This window comes from Leifsonia tongyongensis, from assembly GCF_010686705.1.
In the GTDB taxonomy this organism is placed as follows: domain Bacteria; phylum Actinomycetota; class Actinomycetes; order Actinomycetales; family Microbacteriaceae; genus Diaminobutyricibacter; species Diaminobutyricibacter tongyongensis.
Genome location: NZ_JAAGWY010000001.1, coordinates 196,820 through 216,983, shown reverse-complemented (window position 1 = coordinate 216,983; position 20,164 = coordinate 196,820). Strand labels below are relative to the sequence as shown.

Below are 20,164 nucleotides of genomic sequence, written 5' to 3'. Positions count from 1 at the left end.
CCGCTCGCGTCACGCCGGGGTCACTGAGGGCGCGGGCCGCCCCGCCCCCAGACGGTGTACGGCTTGAGCGGCGACCGTTCCGCGAGGCGATGGAGGGCGTCGTCGACCACGTGGGCGTAGATGCGTCCGCCTCGATCGCCCGGGTGGATGTGGTCGTCGGCGAGCAGGTCGAGGTGGGGCGCGATGGCGCTCTTCCATTCCGCGAGCGCGACCGATTTCTGGTGGGCTCCCGCGAAGGAGTCGAGTTGCGCGTTCACGCCGTCGGTCCAGCCTCGCGGCGCCTGCACGGTGACGAAGACGAACTGATGTCCGGGCCCGGCGATCCGCTGCAGTTCGTCGAGCGTGGATTCGGCGATCGACCCGTTCGTTCCGAGGCCGATGAGGACGACCGGGCGCAGGTCTCCCGCATCCTTCGCCGCCTGGACGATGGCCGGTGCCGCCCGCATCTGGCGGGAGACCACTGCGTCGATCCGGATGCCCGGGAAGGCCTCCTGGAGGGAGGGCGCCGAGGCGAGCATCACCGAGTCGCCGATCGCCATGATTTGGTCGCCGGTCGCGACCGGATGCGGATCGGGTGCCCCGCGTGGCGTCGGCGGATGTTCGGGGCCGGCTGCGTCTGGCCCCGGTTTCGCGAGTGCGTGCTGTCCGCGTTCGATGAAGGCCTGTGCATCCGTCCGCTGCGGCGCGATGGCCACGGCGGTGACCGTGCCGGCGACCAACGCGGCAGTGAGTGCGACCGCTCCGATGGCGACGCCGCGCGCCCGCTTCGACGCGCCGGTCTGGAGCACGATGCGTCGGAGGGCCTCGCGCACACCCAGACGGCGGATGGGGGTCTCGATGAACCGGAAAGACAGCAGTGCGGCGACCGCCGTGATTCCCAGCGCCAGCATCCCCGTCTCCCACGTCGGCCCGGATATGCCCGGAAGCGCGACGACGCCCGTCACGAGGACGAACACCGGCCAGTGCCAGAGGTAGATGCCGTACGAGCGGAGCCCGACGAATGTCAGCGGCGCCGCGTCCAGGGAGCGGCCGAGGCGGGATCCTGGCGAGACGGCCGCCCAGATGGCGAGCGCAGCAAGAACGCTGACGACTGCGAGACCTCCGCGGTAGGTCACGGCGCTGTCGTCGTGCAGCAGCCAGGCGGCACCCGCAAGGGCGACGAGGGCCGCGACGCCGACGCCGGGCAGGAGACGGCGGACGAACCACTGCATGCCCGACTCGCCCGCATCGAGGTCGACCGGCTTCATCCGGCCGACGACCAGGGCGAGCACGGCGCCCACCGCGAGGCCGAAGCTGTGTGTGTCCGAGCCGAAATACACCCGGGTCGCGTCGCCGCCGGACGTGTAAAGCACGGCCATCTCCAGGGCGGACGCGATGGCGATCGCCGAGACGAGCGCAACGCGGACACCCCAGTGCCTGATCACGAGCACCGCGAGCAGCAGAAGGGGCCACACGACGTAGAACTGCTCTTCGACCGCGAGGGACCAGAGGTTGCGGAAGAGCTCAGGAGTGTCCCGGGAGAAATAGCTGCTGTCCGAAGCGATGTCGAGCCAGTTGCTGCTGAACGTCGCGGCCCCGAGAAGCTGCCTGCCGATGCCGGTCAGCACGGACTCGCCGACAAAGGCGGCCGCCGTCGCGCAGGCGAGCGTCACGGCGACCAGGGCAGGTACGAGCCGGCGGCCTCGCCTGATCCAGAACTGCCGCAGGTCGACGCGCCCGCTCGAGGTGCGCTCCCGCACCAGCAGGCTCGTGATGAGGAAGCCGCTGATGACGAAGAAGACGTCGACGCCGATGAAGCCGCCCGGCAGGAACCCCGGGAAGAGGTGGTAAAGGACCACGCCCAGCACGGCGAGAGCACGGAGGCCGTCGAGGCCGGCGAACCGGGTCGGCTGCGTGCCGCGGACGCGTGCGTCGGCGGTTTCGGGCAGCGGCGTGAACGGTGCGGAAGCGGTGATAGTGAGTGTCAAAGCGGGCTTAACGATAACAAGCCCCGACGACACCGAGCCCAGCTGACTCTAGACTTGCGGTCGTGGAAGACGAGGCGACGACCCGGTTCCGGCTGGATATCGCCTACCAGGGCAGCGATTTCAACGGCTGGACGCGACAGCCGGGGTTACGTACCGTGCAGGGCGAGCTCGAGGCAGCCCTGGCGACGATCTTCCGACGACACGGCCCGGCGCCGACACTGACGGTGGCCGGCCGGACGGACGCGGGGGTGCACGCTGCCGGCCAGGTGGCACATCTGGACCTCACCGGCGACCAGATCGCGAGCCTCCTCCGCGCTCGCGGGAAGACGCCGCGGACCACGGATGCCGGGGCCGCGCTCGCCCGCCGCTTGAACGGCATCCTCGGTCCGGTTCCTGACATCGTCGTGTCGCGCTGCACGCTCGCACCGGCAGGGTTCGATGCACGCTTCTCAGCGATGTGGCGTCGGTACCGGTACCGCATCGCCGATCAGCTGTCGTCACGGGATCCGCTGCAGCGTCACCGCACGACCTGGGTTCCGGTGGTGCTCGACGTCGATGCGATGGATGCGGCCGCGTCGAGCCTTGTGGGTCTCCACGACTTCGCCGCCTACTGCCGGCCACGCGAAGGCGCCACGACCATCCGCACGCTCCAGACGTTCGGCTGGAGGCGCGACGACGACGGCGTGCTCGTCGGCGATGTGCAGGCGGATGCGTTCTGCCACAGCATGGTGCGTGCACTCGTCGGTGCGTGCGTGGGTGTCGGCGAGGGAAAGCTCGCGGTGACGGATGCGGTGCTGCTGCGCGACCTCGGCATGAGGTCGAGCGCGTTCAAGGTCATGCCGGCGCGAGGCCTCACGCTGGTCGAGGTCGGGTATCCGGGCGACTCGGAACTCGCGGAGCGGGCCGAGCAGACGCGCGCGCTCAGGTCGCTCCATCCGGAGCTGGCGGAGCGGTCGGAGCAGATGGAGTAGAAGCGGGCGAGCGCGGGTGACCGTCACCCGGTTTGACGCTTGCGTACCCGATGAAATAGAGTTGCTGTTTGGTGTCCGCGCCCCTGCGCACGGCATCCGAAGTTGAGCCCTCCACCTGCGGCGTTCCACTGCACTTGTCCGAGTGTGTGCGAACTCCCAACGGAGCGGGATTCACGAACACCCAACTCCGACAAGAAAGCAGCCACTACTGTGACGCGCACTTACACCCCCAAGGCCAATGAGATCCAGCGCGACTGGGTCGTCATCGACGCCACCGACGTCGTCCTCGGCCGTCTCGCCAGCCACGCCGCCACGCTCCTGCGCGGCAAGCACAAGCCGACGTTCGCACCGCACATGGACAGCGGCGACTTCGTGATCATCATCAACGCAGAGAAGGTCGCCCTCACCGGCGCCAAGGCTGCGCAGAAGAAGGCATACCGCCACTCGGGCTACCCGGGCGGTCTCACGGCGGTCACCTACGCCGAGCTGCTCGAGAAGAACCCCGTCCGCGCCGTCGAGAAGGCGATCCGTGGAATGCTTCCGAAGAACTCGATCGGTCGCGCGCAGCTCCGCAAGCTGAAGGTCTACACGGGCAGCGAGCACCCGCACGCGGCCCAGCAGCCGAAGCCGTACACCCTCGGCCAGGTCGCGCAGTAAGCGCCCGGCGACAGACTTTTCGACTCTAAGACAAAGGATTCACACCATCGTGGCGAAGATCGCAGACACCATCGACTCGGCAGCTGCCGAGAACGTCGAGAGCTACTCGACCGAGACTCCCGCGGAGTCGGCCCCCAAGGCCCCCCGCGCTGTCCTGAACGTTCCCGGCGCAGCTGTGGGCCGTCGCAAGCAGGCCATCGCCCGCGTGCGTCTCGTCCCCGGCTCCGGCACCATCACGGTCAACGGCCGTGCGTTCGCGGATTACTTCCCGAACAAGCTCCACCAGCAGCTCATCAACGACCCGTTCAAGGTTCTGGACCTCCTGGGCAGCTACGACGTGATCGCCCGCATCACCGGCGGTGGCCCCTCCGGCCAGGCCGGCGCCCTGCGCCTTGGCATCGCGCGCGCCCTGAATGAGATCGACCAGGAGAACAACCGCCCGACCCTCAAGAAGGCCGGCTTCCTCAGCCGTGACGCTCGCGTCAAGGAGCGCAAGAAGGCTGGTCTCAAGAAGGCTCGCAAGGCGCCCCAGTTCTCCAAGCGCTAAGCGTCGCGGACGCTTAGGCTGCGGTTCATGCCACGCCTTTTCGGAACGGACGGTGTTCGCGGTCTCGCGAACGGAGATCTCACGGCCGACCTCGCGCTCGGTCTTGCCCAGGCTGCTGCTGCAGTCCTGACGCAAGGCCGCAGCGCTGAGGCCCGTCGTGCGGCGGGCAAGCGCCCTGTCGCCATCGTTGCGCGTGACCCGCGCGTCTCGGGCGAGTTCATCTCTGCTGCGGTGATGGCCGGCCTCGCGAGCTCGGGCATCGACGTGCGCGATGCCGGCGTCATCCCGACGCCGGCGCTCGCGTTCCTCATCGCGGACAGCGACGCCGACTTCGGTGTCATGGTGTCGGCCTCGCACAACCCCGCGCCCGACAACGGCATCAAGATCTTCGCGCGCGGCGGCACCAAGCTGCCCGACATCGTCGAGGACCGCATCGAAGCCGCGATGACGAAGGGGCCGAAGCTCGCACCGACTGGCGCGGGTGTCGGCCGCATCCGACGCTTCGCGGATGCCGAAGACCGCTACGTCGTCCACCTCCTCGGCAGCCTCCCGCACCGTCTCGACGGCATCCACGTCGTCCTCGACTGCGCGAACGGTGCTGCGGCCGGAGTGTCGCCCGAGGTCTTCCACGACGCAGGAGCACGCGTCACCGTCATCGGCGACGAGCCCGATGGCATCAACATCAACGACGGAGTCGGTTCGACCCACCTCGACAAGCTCGCCGAGGCGGTCGTCGCAGCCGGTGCTGACGTCGGCATCGCCCACGACGGCGACGCCGACCGGTGCCTCGCAGTCGACGCCAACGGCAGGATCGTCGACGGCGACCAGATCATGGCGATCCTCGCGCTGGGCATGGCCGAGCGCAACGCGCTGCGCGACCACACGCTCGTCGCCACGGTGATGAGCAACCTGGGCCTCAAGATCGCCATGCGCGAAGCCGGCATCACCGTCGTGGAGACCCGCGTCGGCGACCGGTACGTGCTCGAAGAGATGAACGAGCACAAGTTCTCGCTGGGCGGCGAGCAGTCCGGCCACGTCATCATGAGCGAGTTCGCGACGACCGGTGACGGCATCCTGACCGGCCTCCACCTGCTGAGCGAGATGGCTCGTCAGCACAAGTCGCTCGCGGAGCTCGCCACCGCCATGACCGTGTACCCGCAGATCATGGTCAATGTGAAGAACGTCGACCACCACGGGGTGCACACCGACGACGTGCTCGCCGAGGCGGTCCGCTCGGCTGAAGCGGAGCTGGGCTCCACTGGCCGCGTGCTGCTGCGCCCGTCGGGCACCGAGCCGCTCGTGCGCGTCATGGTCGAGGCGGCCGACCAGCACACCGCCGACCGCCTGGCCCACGAGCTCGCCGACGTCGTGCGGGAGCGCCTGAGTCTGTAGCGGCCGCGCGGCCGCCCCGCGGGCTCACGCGCTGAGCGCGCGGCCCGACTCACCCGCACTACTTCCGACTCGTCGCACTCGTTTCGTCCCGTCGCACTAGTACCACTGAGTGCGCTCGGACGAAACGAGTGCGCGTTCGCTCCGGTCAAGACCCCACCCTTCGAGGTGGGGTCCTTTTTTGTCTATCGTGCATATGAACTTGAGGTACAAACACATTTTCCTGTACAGTCTCATATGAAATGACGCGTGATATCAGATCGTCATTCTAACTGGGAACGGGGGTTGAAATGACTGAAAACAACAGCGCCGAGCTCGTGCTCGAAGAGATTACTGAGCCGGCTCCTGCTCTCATTCAGCAGGGCAACATCGTTTGCTGAGTAATTCGCGGGGCCCGGAGGATCATCCTCCGGGCCCCGCCTTCGAGAATCGGTCGAACCTGTGTTATCAACCTCTCAAGCTGTCCGCGTGTTCTATGACGAGCGCAGCGGATGGGAGATTCGCAATCTCGAACAGCGACGATCCTGGGCTGTCGACGCGCCGACTGCGGCTGTGGTGATCGCATTCATGCAGCCCTCTGAGCCGCACGATGTCCGAGCGGCGCTCCGGCCTCACGGAGATCACGATGTCATTTCATCGAGAATCCTGGCGCTCACATTGCTCGGCGTTCTTTCGGAGTGCGATGGACCGCAGAACGATCCTCTCTCCGACTGGGCGGCGTTCGGGTGGGCAGAAGCATATGACTATCTGCTTTCGACGTGGAGCTATCCATTCGAGGACTACTCCAAGCGCGGACAGGAAGTCGACAAGGAGCGCATGCGTGAATATGCTGCCGCTTGGCCGGACGTGGTGCGAGCGCTGCCCCAGAAGGGCATCGACGTACGACCCCTCCCAGGAATCCAGGAATCGTTGGATCGCCTGTCATCACCGGACGACCGCGGTCTGGTCGACCGACTCCTCGACATCGCGTCGGTGGCGGCATTACCGATCGAAACAATGCGGTCACGAACGCCGGGCGCGGACTACATCCATCGCACAAGTCCGTCGGGCGGGTCGCGGCACCCATCCGAGCTCTATCTGCTTGCATTATCCGTTGAAGGACTGTCGCGCGGTGTCTATCATGTCGCGACGCTCGAACAGACGCTCGGTCGGGTAGGCGCATTGCCCCCGGACGACCGGGACCTTCGAGACGGGCTACCGGGAGCATTCCGTCTTCCGGCGCCCACTCGCGCGATCTTCGTGATCACTTCGCACTTCGAACGCAACATGTACCGCTACCGGGAACCCAGAACGCTGCGAACCCTGTACTACGACGCAGGCCATCTCGGAGGGCTCGTCGAAGCCCTGGGTGACTCGGACGGTCTCGTCGCGCACGGTCATCAGGGATTCGTGGATTCATATCTCGCAGGCCTGATCGGGAGCGACGGCTTGGCCGTCGAAAGTCCTTCCTATCTCGTTTCGATCGGGTTGGCCGCCGAGGCGGAGTCGCCAGAGAAGCGCATAGGGAAATCGAGGTTGAACTCATGAACAGAATCCGTTTTCGTGCGTGGGAGCGCGGCAGCGATCCGCAGGTCGAAGTGCGCAGTCTGAGTGCAAACCGATCATTCCGCGCGGAGCCTCTCGCACTTGCCCGGTCCGTCCTCGCCGGACGCATCGCCGAGTCGGTTCCCTCTGGCCAGCATGATCTCGCCGCATATGAAGCATGGGATGCGAACGGTTGGAGCGATGCCCTTCCGTTCTATCTCGCTACCCTCGATCAGCATTATCACGACACGACGCCGGACTACCGCGCCGTCCACGCGCGGGTTCTGGACCGGTACAGTCGGGCACACCCCATACCGACGGAAGAGGTCCCGGTCGATCTGTCCTGGACGACTCTTGCGAGACCGGTGCCCCCGCGGGCGACCAGAGCAGACATACTGCGTCGGCGAAGGACCACGCTTGTTCCTGAACGAACAGAGCTCAGGCTGACCGACCTCAGCGCTGTCCTCTGGGAAGCGACACGCAAGCTGGCTGCCTTCCGTTCGCCCGAGATCGCTGCCGATTCCGGCAACGCCATGACGAACTTCGGCCCCTCGCTGGATGTCTATCTGGTCGTCTATGAGGTGAGCGGGATTGCCTCGGGGCTGTACCGATACGACGTGAACGCGCACGCCATGGGCCTTCTCAAGGAGGGCGACTTCCGCTCGATCATGCGAACCGTGATCGTGGGTCAGCCTGCAACGGCGACGGCGGCCGCTTCGGTCGTCTACGTGTCCGACGTCAAGCGGCATCAATGGAGGTATCGTCATGCGCGGGCGCTTCGTGGCCTGTGGATAGACACCGCCAAAGTCGCCAACGAACTGCTCTGGTCCCTTGCCGCACGCTACATCGTTCCCCACATGACCCCAGCCATAGACGATGTCGTCGCAAACGAATTCCTCGGACTGGGCGCAGGCCTCGAACATGAGGTCGTACACGCGATCTCGTTCTCCGGGCCCAGCGCAGAACCGACGCATGATCGGGGCTAAGCAACTCGTTCGCTTTGCGGCGCCGATGGCGTTGAGTTCTCTCGGCGGGGTGGTCGTCGGGCTCACCGATACTCTGGTCATCGGCCATTTCTCGACTGACGCTCTTGCCGGCGTCGCGCTCGGTGCGACCCTGTACGAGCTGCCGATCAACGCCCTGCTCGGTGGCTTGCTCGCCTACAGGATCCTCGCTCCGAGAATTGTCGGCAAGGATAAGAGCGCACGGAGCATTGAGGGGCTGCGACGAGTCATGCGCGGGCTCGCGCCATGGATTTGCGGAGCGTTTGTCGCCCTCATGACCGGATCGCTTGCGCTCCAGCAACTCGGTACCGGAACTCATAACCCGAGCCTCGAGGCGGCTGGTGCGTACCTGCTGGGCAGATCACCGAGCGTCGTCGCGGAGACAGTGAGCGCGGCACTGGTGATCACGCTTGTCGGATGGGGGAGACTGAAGACACCCGTGACCGTGTTCCTGGTGACGTCGGGGGGAAACCTGCTCTTCGACTTCGTGCTCGTCTACGGGATCGAGCCCTTCCCACGGCTCGGTGCACTCGGGGACGGAATCGCGAGCTCGATCGGCGCGTTCGCAGTGCTCCCGTGGCTCGCCGTGCGGATCAGGCAGGAGACCTCTGGCGCAACAGCGATCGTCCCCAAGCAGATCGTCGAGCAGGAATTCGACGGCTGGGGGAGGCTCACGTTCCCCGCGGTCGGGTCTGCCGCGCTGGACTACGGCGGGAACATCGTCTTCACGCTGATACTGGCGCTCGGAGGCACCGCCGGCCTGGCCGGAGCGCGAGTCGCGACCAACGTTCACGTTCTCGTCTTCGTGCTGGTGTCGTCGCTCTCGTCTGCTGGTCTCTATATTGTCGGACGCGAGGGCATCGGCGTTCGGGCCCTTGTTTCGGCACCGAGTGATATCAGACGGGTGTTCGTCGGTGTGGGACTTGGCCTCGGTGCTCTCGTTGCGATACTCGCGTGGCCGATCGCCGCGCTCGCCAGCCCGGATCCGGCAGTGCAGCATGTCGCTGCGGTGCTGATCTTCTGCGTTGCCGCCCTCACTCCGATCGCTGGCTGGGCCTACGCCAACGTGACGATCCTTCGCGTCGCCAAACGAACCGGGTTCGATTTCGTCAGCAACACGATCGCCGTGTGGGGGGTGCAGATTCCTGTGGCTCTGATCGGGTGCCTGCTCTTTCACGCGCCGGGCGCTTTCGCCGGCCTCGCCGGATATTGGCTGTGCCGTGCGCTCATCAGCCAACAGCAGGTCAGAGTCTGCCTCGAGCGGGCGGAGTCCAGTGCGCAACCCCCTCGTCGATGAGCTGACGTTCGGTGAGTGGTGGGTGCATGGTGGATCACTCCCGTCGGATCTAGACGCCTCCACGCCGTCCGAGCGCGAGTTCATCGCACGAAGTCTTGTCGCCTATGCCGAAATCACCCGCCGAAGTGGCTTTCGGATCGCGACGGAGATGCTCCGCCCTCTCGCCGCATGGCTCGACAGACGAAGCCTCGGCTCCGGCTCATCGGTCCTCGACCGCCTCGCAATCGGCGGCGCCATCGCCTCGGAGACGTGGCTCCGGGAGTCGGATCGGCCACCCGCTCGTGGGCGCTCCCGCCCTCAGGAGGTGACCCTTGTCGAGGGCGAAACAAACGATCTCCTGGCCGCAATTGCGGAGGCGGCAGAGGTGACGGGCGGCGATCTTCAGGCACTCGGGATGCGCCTGACCAGAAAGTGGGGACTCGGCGACACCGATCTCTCTCGCCTGGCGTCACGGATTTCGCGTGCGCTGGGCGTTCCGGATCCGGTAGCAGCGATCGAGGCGCCGCCGTCGCTGGACCGGTTCGTCGACCAGGCCATGTTCGTTCCCCTGCCACCCGTGTGCCGAACAGTCATCCTCGTTTCGCCGCACTACCGGATGCTGAGCGCTCGTGACCCGTTCGCTGCGTCTCGTCTTCTTCTTGCTGTTGCGCACGAAGTGGCCGGGCACGCGTGCGACTACCGAGCCCTCATGCCGATTCGACCTCAGGAAGCGCGGCTCGACCGGGAATTGTTGGAAGGGTGGGGAATCGTCGCTGAAGGACGGTTGTCCGGACTCGGCCTCGATGAGCATGCCCTTCACCTGCTGTACCAGGTGAAGCGACTGTTACCGCTTGCGCAAAGATCACTCGACGAGCCGAGCTGGATGGCTATGCGGAACACGATCGAGGCGACCTGGCCGGGCTTCTTCACCTCCGCAGCCACCGCAGTGCTCAGACGCGCGACTGGCACGCATGCTCGCGGCCTCGTGCGAGTTCGACGAGCGCTTCAGGTTCATGGTGAAGCCGCGCGTTCCGGCTTGGCCAGCCCGTGGACTTGAGGTAAGCGGGGCTGCGCCGATATGTTTCATGTGAAATGACGTTTGGTATGAGAAAGGATTCGCGGTTGGATCTCACAGGTGCAATTCTCGGTGCGTTGATATTGCTGCCGATCCTTTTGGGGTTCTGGGCGGTGACGGCACTCGTCAAACCCGTTGTCCTGCGAGTTCGCGACCGATTCGCAGGATCGCGAACCGTCGAAGGGGTTGATACGGAGGCGGATGAGGGCTGAGCCTCATCAGAGCTTGCGCAGCAGCACCGAGCTGACCGTGTGGTCGGCATCCTTGCGCAGCACGAGCTTCGCCCGCGACCGCGTGGGACGGATGTTCTGCAGAAGGTTCGGCTCGTTGATGCTCGCCCAGATCATGCTCGCTCGCGCCCTCGCCTCCTCTTCGGTGAGCGACGAGTACCGGTGGAAGTACGACTTGGGGTTCGCGAAGGCTCCGCGCTGGAGTTTCAGGAAGCGGTCCTCGTACCAGTTCGCGATGTCCCGGGTGCGGGCGTCGACGTAGACGCTGAAGTCGAAGAGGTCGCTGACGGCGAGCCGGTTGCCTCCGCCCGCGGGCTGGAGCACGTTCAGGCCTTCCACGATCAGCACGTCTGGCCGCCGTACCACGATCTGCGCGCCGGGCACGATGTCGTAACTGAGGTGCGAATAGAACGGAGCGCGGACTTCGGCGGCGCCGCTTTTCACCTCGGTCACGAACCGGAGGAGTGCGCGGCGGTCGTACGACTCCGGAAAGCCTTTGCGTTCCATGAGCCCGCGGCGCTCGAGTTCGGCGTTGGGCAACAGGAAGCCGTCGGTGGTCACCAGTTCGACCCGGGGCGTGTCGTCCCAGCGCGACAGCAGCTCACGCAGAAGCCGGGCGATCGTCGACTTGCCCACGGCGACCGAGCCCGCGACACCGATCACGAAGGGCGTGCTCTGCGCCCGCTCCCCGAGGAATTCGTTGGTCACGCGATGCAACTGCTTGGTGCCGGCGACATACAGATTGAGAAGACGGCTGAGGGGCAGGTAGACCTCTTCGACCTCGCGCATGTCGAGCGGATCCCCGAGGCCGCGCAGCTGCACGATCTCGGTCTCCTTCAGGGGGAGCGTGGTCGATTCGGCAAGCTCAGCCCAGTCGGCGCGGTCGAGTTCCACGAAGGGGGATGTCTGGCCGTTACCTGTGCCTGCGCCTGTTTCAGCCATAGGCGACCAGTTTAGAGGTTTGGGTCAGGCTAAAATCGGGTGCATGTGTGGAATCGTGGGGTACGTCGGTACTGACAGGAGTCTCGAGGTCCTCCTCGGTGGATTGAAGCGACTCGAATATCGGGGCTACGACTCCGCGGGTGTCGCGATCATCGACGACAACGGTGACCTTCATACGGCCAAGCGGGCCGGCAAGCTGTCGGTGCTGACCGACGATCTCAAGGTCAACCCGATCGGTAATGGCTCGACCGGCATCGGGCACACGCGGTGGGCGACGCACGGCGGGCCGACCGACCGGAACGCGCATCCGCATCTTGGAGATGACGGACGCCTGGCCGTCATCCACAACGGGATCATCGAGAACTTCGCTGCACTGAAAGACGAACTGCTCGCCGAGGGATTCGCCTTCACGAGCGAGACCGACACCGAGGTCGCCGCCGTTCTGCTCGGCCGCGAATACCGCGCGACCGGCAGCCTTCAGGATGCGTTCCGTCTCGTCGTCAGCCGCCTCGAAGGCGCGTTCACACTGCTCGCCCTTCACCAGGATGAGCCCGGCGTCGTCGTCGGCGCCCGCCGCAACTCACCACTCGTCATCGGTCTCGGCGAGGGCGAGAACTTCCTCGGCTCCGATGTGGCCGCCTTCGTCGAGCACACGCGCAACGCCGTCGCGATCGGCCAGGACCAGATCGTGACAATCACTCCCGACTCGGTCACCGTCACCGATTTCGACGGCGAACGGGTCGAGGTCGAGCCGTTCGAGGTCGCCTGGGATGCTTCGGCGTCGGAGAAGGGCGGCTGGTCGAGCTTCATGGCGAAGGAGATCAGCGAAGAGCCGGATGCGGTCGCCAACACCATGCGCGCCCGTCATCACGACGGCCAGGTCGTCATCCCCGAACTCGAAGCCCTCGGCGACGATGTGCTCGCCGGGATCGACCGCATCACGATCATCGCGTGCGGTACCGCGGCATACGCCGGCCAGGTCGGCAGCTATGCCATCGAGCAGTGGGCCCGCGTGCCCGTACAGGTCGAGCTGAGCCACGAGTTCCGCTACCGCGACCCGGTGATCACGCCGAAGACACTCGTGATCTCGATCAGCCAGTCCGGCGAGACGATGGACACGCTCATGGCTGTCAAGTTCGCCCGCGAGGCCGGCGCGACGGTGATCTCCGTCTGCAACACCCAGGGCGCCACGATCCCGCGCGAATCCGACGCCGTGATCTACACGCACGCCGGTCCCGAGGTCGCGGTCGCCTCGACGAAAGCATTCGTCGCCCAGATCACTGCGCTCTACCTCTTCGGGCTGCACCTCGCCCGCGTTCGCGGGACGCTTTCGGTGCCCGAGCAGGCTCGGCAGCTCGACGAGCTCGCCGCCATCCCGGCGAAGCTCTCCAAAGTGCTCGAGTCCCACGACAGCATCGCGCAGCTCGCGAAGTGGATGGCCGACACGCGTGCCGTGCTCTTCCTCGGTCGCCATGTCGGATTCCCGATCGCCATGGAGGGTGCGCTCAAGCTGAAGGAGCTCGCGTACATCCACGCGGAGGGCTTCGCGGCCGGTGAGCTGAAGCACGGGCCGATCGCGCTCATCGAGCCGGGTCAGCCGGTGTTCGTCGTCGTGCCGAGCCCGCGTGGTTCGGACGAGATGCACAAGAAGGTCGTCTCGAACATCCAGGAGATCCGCGCCCGCGGCGCCCGCGTCATCGCGATCGCCGAACAGGGTGACGCGGCCGTGCTGCCGTTCGCAGACGAGGTGATCCCGATTCCGCTCGCGGCGCCGCTGTTCGAGCCGCTGCTGGCGGTCATCCCGCTGCAGATCTTCGCGATGGAGCTGTCCAGCGCGAAGGGGCTCGACGTCGACCAGCCGCGCAACCTGGCCAAGTCCGTCACGGTCGAATAGCTGCCAAAACGTGATCGTCGGAATCGGAGTCGACGTCGTCGACCTGGCCCGGTTCACCCGGGCGGTCGGCCGGACAGCCCGGCTCGTGGAGCGCCTGTTCACGGCGAACGAGCGCGACCTGCCTGTGCATTCGCTTGCGGCACGATTCGCCGCGAAGGAGGCGCTCATGAAGGCGCTCGGCGACACGGAGGGCGTTCGCTGGCATGACATGGAGATCGTCTCGGACGCCGAAGGGAACCCCGAATTCGTGCTGAACGGGACGGCCGCCGCCATCGCCGAGCGGCGCGGCATCGGGTCGTTCCACCTCTCCATGACGCATGACGCCGGCGTCGCCTGCGCGTTCGTGGTCGCTGAGGGCCGAGTATGAGTGAGGCCGTCTTCCGCGAGGCCGTGATCGACCTCGGAGCGCTCGCGCGCAATGTCGCCCACCTTCGCCAGGTGATCGGGACCGAACATGTCATGGCGGTGGTGAAGGCGAACGCTTACGGGCACGGGGCCGCCGAGTGCGCCCGCGCGGCCCTGGCAGGCGGCGCCGACTGGCTCGGAGTCGCCGACCTGACCGAGGCCATGGAGCTCAGGGATGCCGGCATCGCCGCTCCCATCCTGGCGTGGCTGCACGATCCGGACACCGACTTCGCACCCGCGATCGAGGCGGGCATCGACCTGGGCCTCTCCTCGATCGCTCAGCTCGAGGCGGTCGCCGCGGCTCGTCGCCAGCTCGTCGCCCAGGGCCGGCTCCACGGCCAGGCGCTGGTGCAGCTGAAGCTCGAGACCGGGCTCAGTCGCAACGGCATCCCGGAGCATGAGTGGGCGGAGACGTTCGCCCGGGCACGCGAGCTGGAGCACGAGGGCGACATCGTCGTGCGCGGTGTCTTCAGTCACCTCTCGAACGCGTCAGCCGACGACGACGCCGCGGCGATCGCGCTCTATCGTCGCGGACTCGAACTGGCCGCCGACGCAGGACTGCACCCGGAGTTGCGGCACATCGCAGCGTCCGCGGCAGCGCTCCGCATCCCGGATTCACGCTTCAACCTGGTGCGGCTCGGGATCGGGATCTACGGCCTGTCGCCCTTCACCGACAGGACCAGCGCGGACCTCGGGATCTCGCCGGTCATGACCCTGCGCGGTCGCGTCGCTGCCGTTCGCCGGGTGCCCCCGGGCAAGGGCGTCTCGTACGACTACACCTACCGGACCCCCCGCGAGACCACTCTCGCCCTGGTGCCGCTCGGCTATGCCGAAGGCATTCCCCGCCATGCGTCGAACCGAGCGACAGTGAGCATCGCGGGCCGTGTCTTCCCGGTCAGCGGACGGGTCGCGATGGACCAGTTCGTCGTCGATGTCGACGACGAGCCGGTCAGTGTCGGCGACGAGGTCGTCCTGTTCGGTGATCCGGCCATCGGTTTCCCCAGCGCTGACGACTGGGCGGAGGCCGCGGGCACCATCAACTACGAGATTGTGACCCGTATCGGTCCCCGCGTGCAGCGCACGTTCGTCGGTGAGGTGAAAGAGGGGACGTGAGCGGGCTCAGAGTTCCTTCCGAGACGGTGGTCGAGACCGCGGCGGAGATGCACGCCCTGGGCGTGGAGCTCGCGCGCATCGTCGGCCCGGGCGACCTGGTCGTGCTGAGCGGGCCGCTCGGCGCGGGCAAGACCACTCTCACGCGCGGGCTCGGTGAGGGCCTGGATGTCAGGGGACCGGTCACGAGTCCGACTTTCGTGCTCGCACGCACGCATCCGAGCCTCGTCGGCGGTTCCCCGCTCGTGCACGTGGATGCGTACCGCCTGTCCAGCGCGCTGGAACTCGACGATCTCGACATCGATTTCGCCCGGTCGGTCGTCGTGGTCGAGTGGGGGAGCGGGATGCTCGACGGCGTCGCCGAGTCCTGGCTCGAGGTGGACATCGAGCGCCCGACGGGGGCTGCGGCACGCGATTCCGCAGGGCCCGCGGGCGCCGGCTCGGCGGACACCACCGAACTCGAGAGCGATGAACCGCGCGTTGTGACTGTTCGCGGTTACGGCCCGCGATGGGGCGCCGCCGGATCAGCCTAGGCTGGACTCATGCTCCTTGCGATTGACACCTCCGCGGGCACGAGCGTCGCCGTCGTCGACCGCGATGGGGGCATCCTCGCCGAGCGCAGCGAACGCGACACGATGCGCCACGCGGAGGTGGTGGGCGACCAGATCGCCGCCGTGCTGGCCGATGCGGGCGTTCCCGTCGACGCCCTGTCGGGAGTGGCGGCCGGAATGGGGCCGGGGCCGTTCACGGGTCTGCGCGTCGGCATCGCAGCGGCTCGCGCCTTCGCCTTCGGGGTGGGCAGGCCCGTCGTGCCCATCGTCAGCCACGACGCGATCGCGTTCGAACGGTATCGGGCAGGACATGAGGGCGGATTGCTGGTCATCACCGACGCCCGCCGCCGCGAACTCTATTGGTCGGCGTATGTCGGCGTCGACGAACTGGGCCTGCCGATCCGGGAGGACGGGCCGGGGCTCGCCAAGCCGGATCAGCTTCCGCACGCATCGCTCGCCCGCTTCGACGCCGCCACCGTGTCGGCGGGCGCACTCGGGATGCTCGCCGAACTCCTCTACCTTCACAAGCGTCCGTTCGCCGTCGATGAGCCGTTGTACCTGCGCTCGCCGGATGTGACGCTCTCGAACGGCCCGAAGCGGGTGAGCGCGTGACCGAGTCATGGCAGTTCCGCAGGGCCTCGGAGGCGGACGTCCCGGCGATCATGGCTCTCGAGCACGCGACCTTCGTGAACGACGCCTGGTCGGAGCGTTCCATGCGCGCCGAGATCACCGGCGACCACACCTACTATCTCGTGGCATTCCGTGTGGCCGGCCCTGACACTGAAGCCGGCCCTGACAGCGCAGCCAGCCCCGACGCGATCGAAGGCTATGCCGGGTTGCTCGCGCCGGCCGGCTCGACAGACGGCGACATCCAGACCATCGCCGTGGCGCCCGGCGCCCGGCGTCAAGGGCTGGGGCGGGCGCTCATGCTGACGCTGCTCGGTGAGGCACGTCGTCGTGGCATCACGGCGGTGTTCCTCGAGGTGCGAGCCGACAACCCCGGTGCGCAGGCGCTGTACCGGATGCTCGGATTCGAGGAGATCGGCGTCAGGCCGCACTACTACCAGCCGGACGACGTGGATGCCATCGTCATGCGCGTCGATGTCGCGCCCGCCCGCACCGAGTGGGCAGGCGATCCGGCAGTCGTCGAAGGAGAATCGCGGTGAACCGCGCAGAGCCGCTCGTCCTGGGCATCGAGACGTCGTGCGACGAGACCGGGATCGGCATCGTGCGGGGCACGCGCCTTCTCTCCAACACGATCGCGTCGTCGATGGACGAGCACGCCCGGTACGGGGGAGTCGTCCCCGAGGTCGCGGCCCGCGCGCACCTCGAGGCGCTGACCCCGGCCCTGCGGGCGGCGGTGGCCGACGCCGACATCGCGCTCGATGAACTGGATGCGATCGCCGTGACCAGCGGCCCGGGTCTTGCGGGTGCGCTCATGGTCGGCGTCGGCGCTGCGAAGGCGCTCGCCGTGTCTCTCGGCAAACCGATCTACGCCGTCAACCACCTTGTCGGGCATGTCGGCGCCGACCTGCTGGATGCCTCGGGTGGCCCCGGGCACGCGGTCGAGCTTCCGACGATCGCGCTGCTGGTCTCCGGCGGCCACACGTCGCTCCTGCTCGTCCGCGACCTGGTCTCCGATGTCCAGCTTCTCGGTGAGACGATCGACGACGCGGCAGGCGAGGCGTTCGACAAGGTCGCGCGCGTGCTCGGCCTTCCGTACCCGGGCGGTCCGCAGATCGACCGGGTCGCAGCGTTCGGTGATCCGAAGGCGATCCGCTTCCCCCGTGGGCTCACCCAGCCCAAGGATATGGAGAAGCATCGGTACGACTTCTCCTTCTCCGGGCTGAAGACGGCCGTCGCCCGGTGGGTCGAGCAGCGGCAGGATGCGGGCGAAGAGGTCCCGGTCTCCGATGTCGCCGCGAGCTTCCGCGAGGCGGTCGTCGACGTCCTGATCACCAAGGCGCTCGCCGCCTGCGAAGATTTCGGGGTTCCGCGCCTCCTGCTGGGCGGCGGCGTAGTCGCGAACGCCCGGGTCAGGGAGGTCGCCACCGAGCGATCGGCGCGTGCAGGCGTCGCGCTGCGCATCCCGGCGCTGTCGCTCTGCACGGACAACGGCGCCATGATCGCAGCGCTCGGCGCCCAGCTCATCATGGCGGGCCATGAGCCTTCCACCCTGTCGTTCGGTGCGGACTCCACGCTCCCCGTGACGGAGATCCAGGTCGCACGCTGAGACATGCGTTGACACCTTCGTCCGCGGGCTGTCACCATGGCTGCATACAGCGTTTGTTCAGCTATCGAGGAGCCAGGCCCATGAGTGGATCGCGCCGGCCGGCGCGCCGCCCCAATCGAAAGGAGATCGGCTCATGACCGATCCGAACACCCCAGGCGAACCGGCGGAACCGAACGTTCCGCCCGCCGTGCCCCCGGCCGCGCCGGAAGGCAACCCGCCCGTGACACCAACACCGTCGACTCCTCCGGCTCCGGCAGCCGAGCCGGCCCCGCCCGCCTACCAGCCGGCACCACCTGCGTATCAGCCTGCCCAGCCTGGCGCCGTCCCGCCGCCTCCGCCGCCCGCTTACGGCCAGCCCGCCGCCGGTTACGGCCAGGCGGCTCCCGGTTACGGCCAGCCTGCGGCACCGTACGCCCAGCCGTATGGTGCGCCGGCTCCCGCGGCCAAGTCGCCCGTCCTGAGCATCATCTCCATGATCACCGGCATCCTGGGGATCGTCAGCTTCGGTTGGGGCTTCGTCTTCTCGATCGCGGCGATCGTGCTCGGCTTCCTGGGTCGCAACAAAGAGCCGGCCGCCAGGGGGTTCTGGCTCACCGGCCTGATCACCGGGTTCGTCGGCATCGCCATCTCGATCATCGGCGGGATCATCCTCGCCGTCGTGTGGATCGGCGTCATGAACAACTCCAACTTCAACTACTAGCGGCAATCGAGGGGCCGGACCGCGCGATGCGTCCGGCCCTTCGCCACGCCCCGGCAGCTGTCAGACAGGTTCAGCCGACGCGGTCGACAAGCAGCGCGGCGTGACGTCCTGCGATGCGGGTGAGCACGAGGGTTGCGCTCTCCCGGCCGCTCAACGACAGACGCTTGCGCAGGGCGGCGGGGTCGACATCCACGCCGCGTTTCTTGATCTCGAGAGTTCCGATCTCCCGCTCGCGCAGGGCGCGCCTGAGATCGCGTTCGGCGAAGGGGAGCGTCTCGAGGACGCGGAAAGCCGAGGCGAACGGCGTGGCGACGAGCGTGCTGGACGTCAGGTACGCGATCCCGTCGCTGAGCATGCGCGCGCCGAGCGACCGCGCGAGGTCGCCGATCAGGCGAGCGCGGATGACGGCGCCGTCGGGCTCGTAGATGAAGTCGCCGAGCTCACCGGCTTCGACATCCTCACTGTCCTCGGCCGCGGTGAGTTCGTACGACCCGCCCGCGTCGATCACGAGAGCCGAGCGGCGGATGTGCGGCCGGGCCAGTGCGCCGAACCAGAGCCCCATCTCGACGAGGTGGCCGTCGACCGAGATCCACTGGGCCTCGGCCGTCGACGGGATGAGGTCGCGGTCGAAGCCGGGGCCGAGCTTCACGCCGACCGAGCGTCCCGTTGCGAGCTCGAATGCGAAGTTCAGCGACGGCGAATAGTCGTCGGGATCGGTGAACCGCGTGGTCTGGCCGTGGCCGGCGGTGCGCCGCGCCGGATCGAGATAGATTCCGTCCGCGCCGCGGAGGTCGGTCTTCTCTGCGTCCTGATTCAGAACGGATGCGTTGGAGAACGGCGCCAGGTTGTAGCTTGCGATCGCGGCAGTGATCTCATCGGCGTCGACAGCCGTCACCTGGAGGTCGATGGCCGCCATCGCCATGGCGTCCCCGCCGATGCCGCAGCCGAGGTCGACGACCCGCGAGAGCCCGGCTGCGGCAAACCGCCCCGCGTGCAGGGCTGCGACCGAGAGCCGAGTGGCCTGTTCCAGCCCGGCTTCGGTGAAGAGCATCCGGTCGGCGAACCGGCCGAACTTCGCCGCCGCCTTCGAGCGGAGCCGGGCCTGTGTGAGCACGGCCGCGACAAGGGTGGGTGGATGACCTGCTTTGCGCAGGTCGCTGACCATCCGCACGACGTCGCCGGTCGAGTGGTAGGGAGGGAGCGAATCGAGCAGCCGGAGCCCTTCGGGCGACAGCAGTTCGACGAGTTCGGACCTCTCCATGAACCCAGCGTACGCACGTCGGCGCTTTGGCACTCACGTTGCGTGACTGCTAACCCAGCATCTAGACTCGGTTTAGCACTCTCGGTGTGAGTGTGCTAACTCCAGTCTTAGTTCAAGAAAGAGGTCAACCGTGTCGGTCTCCATCAAGCCGCTCGAGGATCGCATCGTTATCAAGCAGGTCGAGGCTGAGCAGACGACTGCTTCAGGTCTCGTCATTCCCGACACCGCCAAGGAGAAGCCGCAGGAGGGCGAGGTCGTCGCAGTGGGCCCCGGCCGCATCGACGACAACGGCAACCGCATCCCGCTCGACGTGGCCGTCGGCGACAAGGTGATCTACTCGAAGTACGGCGGAACCGAGGTCAAGTTCGCCGGTGAGGACTACCTCGTCCTCTCCGCACGCGACGTGCTCGCTGTGGTCGTCCGCTGAC

General features: G+C 67.1%; 20 protein-coding genes. 17 read left to right on the top strand and 3 right to left on the bottom strand.

The window, feature by feature from the left end; translation table 11 throughout:
* Window positions 1–20: 20 nt before the first annotated feature.
* On the bottom strand, window positions 21–1,967 hold the full coding sequence (locus G3T36_RS01105; RefSeq protein WP_163287581.1) for an acyltransferase family protein: 1,947 nt from the start codon (window positions 1,965–1,967) through the stop codon (window positions 21–23).
* Between the two features lie 62 nt (window positions 1,968–2,029).
* Here G3T36_RS01105 and truA point away from each other — a divergent pair, with 62 nt between their 5' ends.
* The 8 genes from truA (at window position 2,030) to G3T36_RS01065 (ending at window position 10,392) form a co-directional block, all read left to right on the top strand.
* The gene (gene truA, locus G3T36_RS01100; RefSeq protein ID WP_163287580.1) at window positions 2,030–2,938 is read left to right on the top strand and encodes a tRNA pseudouridine(38-40) synthase TruA; all 909 of its coding nucleotides are present in this window, start codon (window positions 2,030–2,032) and stop codon (window positions 2,936–2,938) included.
* 210 nt (window positions 2,939–3,148) lie between these two features.
* Window positions 3,149–3,595 (top strand): 50S ribosomal protein L13, encoded by a 447-nt coding sequence (gene rplM / locus G3T36_RS01095; protein WP_163287579.1) that lies wholly within the window; start codon window positions 3,149–3,151, stop codon window positions 3,593–3,595.
* A gap of 49 nt (window positions 3,596–3,644) precedes the next feature.
* Window positions 3,645–4,142: a 30S ribosomal protein S9 gene (gene rpsI, locus G3T36_RS01090; protein WP_163287578.1), complete on the top strand. Its 498-nt coding sequence runs from the start codon at window positions 3,645–3,647 to the stop codon at window positions 4,140–4,142.
* 27 nt (window positions 4,143–4,169) lie between these two features.
* A complete protein-coding gene (glmM, locus tag G3T36_RS01085) occupies window positions 4,170–5,534 on the top strand; it encodes a phosphoglucosamine mutase (protein WP_163287577.1) in 1,365 nt (454 codons plus the stop codon).
* Window positions 5,535–5,999: 465 nt separating this feature from the next.
* Window positions 6,000–7,058 carry a SagB/ThcOx family dehydrogenase gene (locus tag G3T36_RS01080; RefSeq protein WP_163287576.1) on the top strand — a complete coding sequence of 353 codons (1,059 nt, stop codon included), beginning with the start codon at window positions 6,000–6,002 and terminating at the stop codon, window positions 7,056–7,058.
* The gene (locus tag G3T36_RS01075) at window positions 7,055–8,041 is read left to right on the top strand and encodes a nitroreductase family protein (protein WP_163287575.1); all 987 of its coding nucleotides are present in this window, start codon (window positions 7,055–7,057) and stop codon (window positions 8,039–8,041) included. Before G3T36_RS01080 ends, G3T36_RS01075 begins: the two co-directional genes overlap by 4 nt.
* Window positions 8,028–9,356: an MATE family efflux transporter gene (locus G3T36_RS01070; RefSeq protein ID WP_205244981.1), complete on the top strand. Its 1,329-nt coding sequence runs from the start codon at window positions 8,028–8,030 to the stop codon at window positions 9,354–9,356. The genes G3T36_RS01075 and G3T36_RS01070 overlap by 14 nt, the downstream gene beginning before the upstream one ends.
* 148 nt (window positions 9,357–9,504) lie before the next feature.
* Entirely contained in the window at window positions 9,505–10,392 is an 888-nt protein-coding gene (locus tag G3T36_RS01065) for a hypothetical protein (protein ID WP_163287573.1), read from the top strand.
* Between the two features lie 236 nt (window positions 10,393–10,628).
* Here the strand turns inward: G3T36_RS01065 and coaA are convergent, their stop codons facing one another.
* On the bottom strand, window positions 10,629–11,582 hold the full coding sequence (gene coaA / locus G3T36_RS01060) for a type I pantothenate kinase (RefSeq protein WP_163287572.1): 954 nt from the start codon (window positions 11,580–11,582) through the stop codon (window positions 10,629–10,631).
* 43 nt (window positions 11,583–11,625) lie between these two features.
* Between coaA and glmS the strand changes: the two genes are divergently transcribed.
* From glmS to G3T36_RS01020, 8 genes are all read left to right on the top strand, one after another.
* The gene (glmS, locus tag G3T36_RS01055) at window positions 11,626–13,476 is read left to right on the top strand and encodes a glutamine--fructose-6-phosphate transaminase (isomerizing) (protein WP_163287571.1); all 1,851 of its coding nucleotides are present in this window, start codon (window positions 11,626–11,628) and stop codon (window positions 13,474–13,476) included.
* A 10-nt stretch (window positions 13,477–13,486) separates the two neighbouring features.
* Window positions 13,487–13,843: a holo-ACP synthase gene (locus G3T36_RS01050; RefSeq protein ID WP_163287570.1), complete on the top strand. Its 357-nt coding sequence runs from the start codon at window positions 13,487–13,489 to the stop codon at window positions 13,841–13,843.
* Complete coding sequence (gene alr, locus G3T36_RS01045) at window positions 13,840–14,994, top strand: alanine racemase (RefSeq protein WP_163287569.1); 1,155 nt, start codon at window positions 13,840–13,842, stop codon at window positions 14,992–14,994. Before G3T36_RS01050 ends, alr begins: the two co-directional genes overlap by 4 nt.
* A gap of 47 nt (window positions 14,995–15,041) precedes the next feature.
* Complete coding sequence (tsaE, locus tag G3T36_RS01040; RefSeq protein WP_163289003.1) at window positions 15,042–15,524, top strand: tRNA (adenosine(37)-N6)-threonylcarbamoyltransferase complex ATPase subunit type 1 TsaE; 483 nt, start codon at window positions 15,042–15,044, stop codon at window positions 15,522–15,524.
* Window positions 15,525–15,533: 9 nt separating this feature from the next.
* Window positions 15,534–16,154, top strand: coding sequence for a tRNA (adenosine(37)-N6)-threonylcarbamoyltransferase complex dimerization subunit type 1 TsaB (tsaB, locus tag G3T36_RS01035; protein WP_163287568.1), 621 nt, complete (start codon window positions 15,534–15,536; stop codon window positions 16,152–16,154).
* On the top strand, window positions 16,151–16,708 hold the full coding sequence (locus G3T36_RS01030) for a GNAT family N-acetyltransferase (RefSeq protein ID WP_338031415.1): 558 nt from the start codon (window positions 16,151–16,153) through the stop codon (window positions 16,706–16,708). Before tsaB ends, G3T36_RS01030 begins: the two co-directional genes overlap by 4 nt.
* The gene (tsaD, locus tag G3T36_RS01025) at window positions 16,699–17,775 is read left to right on the top strand and encodes a tRNA (adenosine(37)-N6)-threonylcarbamoyltransferase complex transferase subunit TsaD (protein ID WP_163289001.1); all 1,077 of its coding nucleotides are present in this window, start codon (window positions 16,699–16,701) and stop codon (window positions 17,773–17,775) included. The genes G3T36_RS01030 and tsaD overlap by 10 nt, the downstream gene beginning before the upstream one ends.
* 133 nt (window positions 17,776–17,908) lie before the next feature.
* Window positions 17,909–18,475 carry a DUF4190 domain-containing protein gene (locus G3T36_RS01020; protein ID WP_163287567.1) on the top strand — a complete coding sequence of 189 codons (567 nt, stop codon included), beginning with the start codon at window positions 17,909–17,911 and terminating at the stop codon, window positions 18,473–18,475.
* A 70-nt stretch (window positions 18,476–18,545) separates the two neighbouring features.
* Here G3T36_RS01020 and G3T36_RS01015 read toward each other — a convergent pair whose 3' ends face one another.
* The gene (locus tag G3T36_RS01015) at window positions 18,546–19,736 is read right to left on the bottom strand and encodes a class I SAM-dependent methyltransferase (RefSeq protein ID WP_163287566.1); all 1,191 of its coding nucleotides are present in this window, start codon (window positions 19,734–19,736) and stop codon (window positions 18,546–18,548) included.
* 130 nt (window positions 19,737–19,866) lie between these two features.
* Here G3T36_RS01015 and groES point away from each other — a divergent pair, with 130 nt between their 5' ends.
* A complete protein-coding gene (groES, locus tag G3T36_RS01010; RefSeq protein ID WP_163287565.1) occupies window positions 19,867–20,163 on the top strand; it encodes a co-chaperone GroES in 297 nt (98 codons plus the stop codon).
* Window position 20,164: the final 1 nt, after the last annotated feature.

Coding starts and splice junctions, on each gene's coding strand:
- alr (WP_163287569.1), top strand. CDS start 13,840: ATGAGTGAGGCCGTCTTCCGCGAGGCCGTGATCGACCTCGGAGCGCTC.
- G3T36_RS01015 (WP_163287566.1), bottom strand. CDS start 19,736: ATGGAGAGGTCCGAACTCGTCGAACTGCTGTCGCCCGAAGGGCTCCGG.
- G3T36_RS01075 (WP_163287575.1), top strand. CDS start 7,055: ATGAACAGAATCCGTTTTCGTGCGTGGGAGCGCGGCAGCGATCCGCAG.
- G3T36_RS01020 (WP_163287567.1), top strand. CDS start 17,909: ATGACCGATCCGAACACCCCAGGCGAACCGGCGGAACCGAACGTTCCG.
- G3T36_RS01065 (WP_163287573.1), top strand. CDS start 9,505: ATGCTCCGCCCTCTCGCCGCATGGCTCGACAGACGAAGCCTCGGCTCC.
- tsaE (WP_163289003.1), top strand. CDS start 15,042: ATGCACGCCCTGGGCGTGGAGCTCGCGCGCATCGTCGGCCCGGGCGAC.
- glmM (WP_163287577.1), top strand. CDS start 4,170: ATGCCACGCCTTTTCGGAACGGACGGTGTTCGCGGTCTCGCGAACGGA.
- glmS (WP_163287571.1), top strand. CDS start 11,626: ATGTGTGGAATCGTGGGGTACGTCGGTACTGACAGGAGTCTCGAGGTC.
- G3T36_RS01070 (WP_205244981.1), top strand. CDS start 8,028: ATGATCGGGGCTAAGCAACTCGTTCGCTTTGCGGCGCCGATGGCGTTG.
- coaA (WP_163287572.1), bottom strand. CDS start 11,582: ATGGCTGAAACAGGCGCAGGCACAGGTAACGGCCAGACATCCCCCTTC.
- tsaB (WP_163287568.1), top strand. CDS start 15,534: ATGCTCCTTGCGATTGACACCTCCGCGGGCACGAGCGTCGCCGTCGTC.